Annotated in this window: 1 protein-coding gene; it reads right to left on the reverse strand. The window is 42.6% G+C overall.

Translation table 11 applies throughout. The features are described from left to right. A partial coding sequence (locus FC49_RS09665) for a DDE-type integrase/transposase/recombinase (RefSeq protein ID WP_156402481.1) occupies positions 1–263 on the reverse strand: 263 nt, incomplete at both ends.

The raw sequence follows: 263 nt of genomic DNA on the forward strand, positions 1-263 counted from the left end.
CATTTCAACCTTCATCGTGTGAAAGAAACTCTCCATTGGCGCATTGTCTAAACAGGTTGCCCGGCGTGACATGCTTTGAAAAATATGGTTTTTCTTTAATGTTTGACGCCACGCATTCGTTTGGTATTGGATTCCTTGGTCACTATGTACCGTCATGCGGTAGTTAAGCTTAGGCCGCTTATGAATTAGCTCGATTAGCGGTTTCATCACGAAGTCAGTAGTAGGATGGTCGCCAATATTGTAACTAACAATTTCACCAGAAC

It is taken from the genome of Limosilactobacillus oris DSM 4864 (assembly GCF_001434465.1).
Classification (GTDB): Bacteria; Bacillota; Bacilli; order Lactobacillales; family Lactobacillaceae; genus Limosilactobacillus; species Limosilactobacillus oris.